Source organism: Sphaerochaeta sp., from assembly GCF_050178175.1.
GTDB lineage: Bacteria > Spirochaetota > Spirochaetia > Sphaerochaetales > Sphaerochaetaceae > Sphaerochaeta.
The window spans coordinates 1-6,983 of record NZ_JBFXGH010000115.1 but is presented as its reverse complement, the minus strand read 5'-3'; the positions used below and the strand labels follow the sequence as shown (position 1 = coordinate 6,983).

General features: G+C 49.8%; 5 protein-coding genes. 1 reads left to right on the top strand and 4 read right to left on the bottom strand.

Going from position 1 to position 6,983, the window contains the following annotated elements:
* The 4 genes from AB7S66_RS10520 to AB7S66_RS10505 form a co-directional block, all read right to left on the bottom strand.
* Positions 1-2,373: efflux RND transporter permease subunit (locus tag AB7S66_RS10520; RefSeq protein WP_428519789.1), on the bottom strand; the 2,373-nt coding region annotated here is incomplete at its 3' end.
* A gap of 9 nt (positions 2,374-2,382) precedes the next feature.
* A complete protein-coding gene (locus AB7S66_RS10515; protein WP_428519787.1) occupies positions 2,383-3,453 on the bottom strand; it encodes an efflux RND transporter periplasmic adaptor subunit in 1,071 nt (356 codons plus the stop codon).
* 90 nt (positions 3,454-3,543) lie between these two features.
* Positions 3,544-4,509, bottom strand: a complete 966-nt coding sequence (locus AB7S66_RS10510; protein ID WP_428519785.1) for a D-2-hydroxyacid dehydrogenase — start codon at positions 4,507-4,509, stop codon at positions 3,544-3,546.
* A gap of 56 nt (positions 4,510-4,565) precedes the next feature.
* Positions 4,566-5,729, bottom strand: coding sequence for a GGDEF domain-containing protein (locus AB7S66_RS10505; RefSeq protein WP_428519783.1), 1,164 nt, complete (start codon positions 5,727-5,729; stop codon positions 4,566-4,568).
* Positions 5,730-5,905: 176 nt separating this feature from the next.
* On the opposite strand from AB7S66_RS10505, the gene AB7S66_RS10500 reads away from it, so the two are divergent.
* Positions 5,906-6,418 carry a hypothetical protein gene (locus tag AB7S66_RS10500; protein ID WP_428519781.1) on the top strand — a complete coding sequence of 171 codons (513 nt, stop codon included), beginning with the start codon at positions 5,906-5,908 and terminating at the stop codon, positions 6,416-6,418.
* The last annotated feature ends 565 nt before the right edge of the window (positions 6,419-6,983 follow it).

Sequence of the window (6,983 nt, the reverse complement as noted above, 5' to 3'; positions counted from 1 at the left end):
GCTTGCAAAGCTGATGAGCTCTCCTGTGGACGCTGGAACTTGTGCAGAGAGCAGGGTGGAACTGGTGATGGGTAAGTCCTTGAGGTCTGACTCCAGCCTGATCGGATACCGCTCTCCCTCTGTATTGGTAAGATTGCCTACCTCCATCCCTTGGAACAGAAGGTTCGCTGTCAGCCCCGCCTCGCTGCTGTTCACCCCAAGGTTGTTCATAAGCTGATGGGACATATCCATGACCAGGATGTTTGCATCATAACTGGTATCGATGCTGGCAACGAGGACCTCTGGATCTTCCTGCAGTTTCACTCTCAGTGACTCTGCAGTCTCATGCAGGAGTTCCATATCCTCTCCGACAAGCTTCAGTCCATAGCCACCACCACCCGATATGTATCCAACCATGGCATCAAAACCGCCGTTTGTGGTATTGACTGTGGCGTCAACAATGGTGGAGGAGAGCAGATACTGCACCTCATTGATGATCTCATGCACAGAACGCTTCCGTTCCTTGGTTGGCACCAGCACTACACGGATGTTTGCCTGGTTGGGAGATGAGAACTCAATTCCAGTTCCTTGCCCGGAAAAGAGTACGATGGAATCAACTTCTGGTACATGGGAGCTTACCAAGGCTTGGGCTTCAAGTGCCCGCTCCCTGATTTGCTCCAAGCTGTATCCTTGGGGAAATGTAAGAGCGATGTTGAAATCACCATTATCAGTCGAGGGAATGAAGGTAAGCCCCAGGATGCTTCCTGCCATGATGACCAAGGCTAGAGAGAGAATGGCAAGGGTCAGGATGAATTTCCTGTTGCTTAAGCTCCATGCCAACCCCTTCCGATATCCCTCTTCAAGACGATCAAGTATCCTGGAGAAGCGTGGTTCTCTTTTTCTTACCTTTTCTGGAACATTCAAGATCAAGCGAAGGATAAAGGGAACGACCACCAATGCCACCAGAAGGCTTGCTACCATGGCGAGAATCAAGGTAAGGGCGACATCACGGAGGATTGACCCCACAATGCCCGAGAGCAGGGAGAGAGGGATGAATACAGCGAGGGTTGTGGTGGTGGACGCAAGGATAGGGGAGCCCACCAAGTCTGCACCACACAGCAGTGCCTCCTCACTGGGCATCTTGTGTTCTTTGTGTAAACGCATGACTTGCTCGAGCATGACGATGGAACCATCCACCACCATGCCCAAGGCAACCACAATGCCAGAGAGGCTCATCAGGTTGATGGTTACCCCAACCACTCGCATGCCTATGAAGGTAAAGAGAATGCTGAGGGGAATGGAGAGGGCGATGGTAATGGTTGCCCTTGGGTCGCTTAGGAACAGAAAGATGACAAATACAGCCATAAGGATGCCAAGCAATCCTGATTGGGAGACTTTCATCAATGAGGCGATGATGTTCTTGCTGTCATCACTGAGTATCTGGAAAGATGCGGCTCCTCCTGTTTCCTCTTGTGCTTCTGCGAGAATCTTCTTGATCTCCCGTACAATGGCGATGGTGTTGCCATCGCTACGCTTGGTGACTGAGACCACCACCCGCGGAACTTGGTTTGCATCAGCATAGGCATCCATTTCTGCAGCTTTGAATGCAATATCTGCCACATGACTGAGCCTGATTACTGTTCCATCTTCTGCTACACCGATAGGCAGATCGTTCAGTTGGCCAAGCGATTTCAGGCTTCCATCATAGCGGAGATTTGCACTGTTCCCATGCCATACTGCTTCCCCTACAGGGATGCGCATATTGGCATACTGGAGTGCCTGATACACCTGCATCATGGAGATTCCTCTTGCCGCCAGGTCCTCGGTTCTTACCGTAACACGTACTTCCTGGGACTGCATGCCGGTTACCGACACCTCAGCAACTCCTTGGATTCTGGTAATCCTTGGGATGAGGGTGTCTTCCACATAGGAGGAGAGATGGCTGATATCCTCTCCTGCATCAACACTGAACATCATCACAGGAAGCATGGTGGCATTAACTACGATTGCTACCGGCTCTCCCTCGAGATTATCGGGAAGGTCTGTTTTCATCTGCCTGATGCGGTTACGGATTTCCCCAAGCATGTCATACGGATCCACCCCATCTTGAAAGGTGATGGTTACCCAGGAGAAAGAGCTACTGCTTGTTGATTCGATACTCTTGAAATCAGGGAGGGTGACAAAGTGCTCTTCGAGCACCTTGCTTACATCCCTCTCTACGTCTTCAGCACTGGCCCCAGGATAGACTGCAAGGACTTCCACGGTGGGAAGGCTGATATCAGCCATGAATTCAACATTCAGACCAGTCAGGGCATAGAGCCCAAAGGCGATCAAGGCAATGAGGAGCATCCCGATAACCGCGGGGTGTCGTACCGCAAAGTGGGAAATCTTCATCAGCTGCCCCTACCTGGTCTGCTGGACGGAGACTGCCTGTCCATCCAGTACCGTATGCTGTCCTCCCACGATGAAGGATGCATCCTTATAGGCCGGATCAATGGCAACAAAGGAGTCATTCTCAGCAATGATGGCAATTTTCTCATAGTGAGCTGTGTTGGTCTCTTCATCATATACGTAGAAGGCGCCATCGACTGTGCGGTCCTCCTGCCTGAGGAGATACACCCCTTCAATCTGGTTGTAGACGATTCGGATAGTCACTGTCATCCCAGGTACGAATGAGCCGTCCTGCTCTTGGAGTGTACTGACCAGTGTGAAGGTATTTGAAGAGGGGTTGATGGAGGGTGCGATTGCCTTGAGCCTTGCCTGGGCCATATGTGCCTTTCCCGATGCATCCGTTCTGCTCACCTGGATTTGCAGTTGTTCCTTCTGTGCCTGGATGATATCAAAGTAGTAAGAGGGAATCTGGGCCTTAACACTCAAGGAATCAAGATCAGCTATCAGGGCTATAGGTTGCTGGGAAGAGGCAATATTGCCCTGTGATGCATACTTCTCGATGACCGTCCCGGATATCGGGGCTTTTATGGCAGTATTCTTCATCTGCAATTCCGCCAGTTCCCACTGAGCCAGGGTCGCATCCCTGTTTGCCTTTGCTTCCTCATATGCCTGCTCGGTAACTGCCTTAGCCTGAAAGAGTCGTTCAACACGTGTGAATGTTGTTTGGGCTACTGCTTTTGCTGCTGCTGCTTGGGCACGTTGTTGTTCATAGGGTTCACTGTCTATCTGTGCCAGTACCTGCCCTTCCTCAACTTGGTCTCCCAGCTCAAAGGAAACCGTTTCCAGTTCTCCATTTACCAAGGGCAGGAGCGCAACCATATGGTCGCTTTGGACGTGTGCAGTAAGGGAGATGCTCTCTTGCAGGGTCCCATACTCCGCTCTTGCAGTGGTGACAGGAACCGGGGTAGGGGTTTTCTCTGCAAGGCTCTTGCTCGAGAACTGCATGATGCCGTAGGCGATCATGGCTATACCGAGCAGGAGAATGAAATAGCGAAGAAAGACGAAGAACGCTCGTTTACCCAAGGTATTTGCTCCTCTTTGAATCTGAGCAAAACCTATCACAGCCATGAACTGTAATCAATAGACACGCTATGGCCTTTGTATCAGGGCACCTCAATACTTCCGTGAGAAATCCACCAGATTCTTCATCTTCCGATCCCCCAGGTAGTGCCCCAGGTTCTCAAGGAACAGGGCAAAGACCTGGTGTGGGTCACTTTCTGAGAGCCCGCTTGCATGCGGGGTGATCAAAACATTCGGGAGTGTCCAAAGCGGACTCTCTTCCTTCAGTGGTTCCCTCTGGGTGACATCCAAGCCGGCCTCAGCAATATGGCCATCCTCCAAGAGTTCAACCAAGGCTTCCTCATCGACGAGTGAGCCACGGGCGACATTGATCAGGATAGATCCCCTTTTCATGAGCTGGAGCCTCTCTCGATCCAGCAAGTTTTCAGTATCGGGAGTTGCTGCAGCACAAACCGCTACATAGTCAGCTTGGGGGAGTACCTCATCAAGGGAGTCAGAGGTGTAGATGGCATCGACATGTGAAGGAACCTCCATAGGGGTTCTCTTCACCACAATGACGCGCATTTCATGGGCTTTTGCCCGCAGAGCTAGATTTGTCCCAATATCCCCATACCCGATGATAAGCAGGGTGCTGTCCCATAGGTCCTTTGTAGGCCAGTGGCTCTCCCAGTTCTTCTGCTTCATCTGCTCATGATAGGTCAGGAGGTTATGATTGAATGCAATGATCATCCCCAGCACATGGTCGGCAATCTGCCTTCCGTAGGTTCCTTTTGCATTGGTGAGGATGATATCCTCATGGACATACAGTGAAGTATCAACAAATGGGGTGACCCCACTGCTCTGGGCTTGGAACCAGCGGAGGTTCTTGGCTTCCTTCAGGTCACGAGTTCTTGGAGTGCCTACCAGGATCTCTGCCTTGGCTAGTTGCTCTATGGTATAGTCTTTTCCTTCAACAACGGTCAGGGAGACCTGGGGGTAACGCTCCTTGAGCAGAGAGATCTCTGCTGCATCAGGGCAGAAATGGGTGCTGGTGAGAAAGAGTATTTCAATGGTTCTCATAACGTATCCTTGCAAACGATACAGTACCGGTCATAAGGATGGATTGCAAGTATCTTCTAAAAAAGAGAGGATGCGCTGTTCCTTTTCTCTTTGTATAGATTGACATCAGCCTCACTGATCATCTCTTCAATACTGGATCCTTTGTTCCAAACCTTAACTCCGATACTTACCGTGAAATGTTGCTTCCCGAGCTCTGGGATGATGATATTTCTCACCTCTTCCTGGATCATTCGCTTCACTCTCAGTGCCTGCATGCTCTCTGCTTGTGGTATGAGTACTGCAAACTCATCACCCCCATAGCGGAAGCAGAACTGCTCCTGATCCGATGCATAGAGAATGGTCTTGGCAAAGGCAACCAGTACCTTGTCCCCAACGGGATGCCCATATTCGTCATTGATGTTCTTGAAGAGATCAATATCCATCAGGAGTACTGCATAGGGCCGTTTGAACCGGGTTGCTTGTGAATGGATGTGCCTCATCGCCTTGTTGAAGGCTCTCTTGTTGCCCAGCTTGGTGAGTTCATCCGTGTGTGCTTTCTCATGGGTAATAAGGATGAGTGTTTCTATGGCGATACTGGCGACCAAAGTAATCAAGCCAAAACTGATTATAAGAATGTTTGAGATATGTCTGAGTCGGTCCCAGAGAAAATCGGCCGAGTAATCGACACCTACCAGACCCACCAGGGTGCCGTCCCGGTTGTCGATGATCGGGCTGTATCCGGTCAGGAACGAACCCCATCCTGGGGCCTTGATTACATCACTGGCGATGGCTTGTTCAGTCTGAAAGGCCAAGAGTTCGATGTGATTCATCTCATCTGTACTGCCATGTGGAGAGAAAAGGTCGCTGTGAGGATCCTCTCCATCGAGCACATATTCCAGAGTATGGTCATCTCTATATCGTATGGTATAGATGAAATTAGCATCTGCCTTATTCTTGATTGATTGCATCAATCCATTTGCTTCTTGATAGTATTGCCATATCTCATCTTCTTCAGCAATTGCTTCTGTCTCTGAGAGTTCACGATACATATCGATATCCATCTCAAGGAATGAGGAGACCGTGTGAGCAATGTCTACAGCTTTCGATTGGGTTTCCTCAGTCAATACGGTCTGGGTGCGCTTGAGGAGATATATCGCAGGGAAAGTTAATGCGATGCCAATAATCAGCAAGAGAATGAGAAAGAGTGTGTATTTCCATGTAAAAAGACGACCTGTTCTCATGCTTTTTGATTACCTCATTAACAGAGTAGAGAAAGATATATGCACACTTCCTACTTATATCGTATTGAATTCGTAATGTCACTCGTTGAATGGATGAAAACAGTGAAAAAATGGGGGAGTTTTTCCTCTTGCCAGTAAGTGGGAACAGGCATACCATGACTCACGAGGTACAAAGTATGGAGATGACAAAAGAGGACGCAAGAGAATTGTTGTCCCGTCCGACCTATCGGCGGTTTCTTGGGGCGTACAGCACAGTCCTTGATCTGAATAGCACGTTCCACGAGCAGTTTCTGCAGGATTTTGTGTCACTGGTAGCAGAGACGGAATATGAGCTGTTTCATGACTGGGATGCAACCTCCTTCCTTGCCCATGATATGCTGCAACCCATCTGCGTCGACTTTCTCCGGGAGAGAACCAGAGGTGCAGCCATTTTAGGATCCAGCGTCTCTTCTGTCCTCTACCGCTCCCGTTTGGTGCAGAACGCCCTCAGTGAGTGGGCCGACGAGCAGTCATTCTCCCTGGATGGTGAGGCTTTGGCCATGTTTGCGTGGTATTGCCACAGCAGATACCACGATTGGTTCATGGATTTTGCACCGTATGAGCTGCATATGGGTGGGTATGACTGGAGGGCAGAGGTTGCAGCTAAGTGGGCTCACTTCCTTGAGTACTGCAATCATGGTGGTCATTAGGAAACCCAATTAACCAGAATACTTGGTGATTGTAAGGGTGAGCGTCTCTTGCTCAAATACACTGAGTAATGGTTCTTGTCGCCCCAACGAGCACTTCAGAGATCCCGATAGGAAGTACCGAGCTCGAAGGTATTACATCCACTGGGAGGTTGTATGCAATTCCTGTAAGAGGAGAGTGGGCCATGGGCAATGAACGAATTCCCAAGGAGTCTTACGAACAACGGAAAGAGCAATTCAGCTTGTAGTCAGTGCCATCCCTGCAGGGCTCTATGTGATCTCGGTAGAACTTCCCACAAAGGGAACTTCTGTACGACGCAGGAATGGAGTCCTGTGATGATGGGCCTCCTTGCTTGATCCAGCCCTGCAAACAGGAAGCATGACGTTTCCTATAGGGGAACATCTCGACCCTCTTGGGTTTCTTTCGTCTCCGCTGGTCAGAAAGGGGCATTCACCGTTGCTGTCACCGGTCAAGGAAGTAATCCTTCATTATCCTATGCATGGAGAAGAGGTGGAAAACAAAACTGAAACTGAAAGCGAAAAGGTTTTTCCTGGGGTCTGACACAGT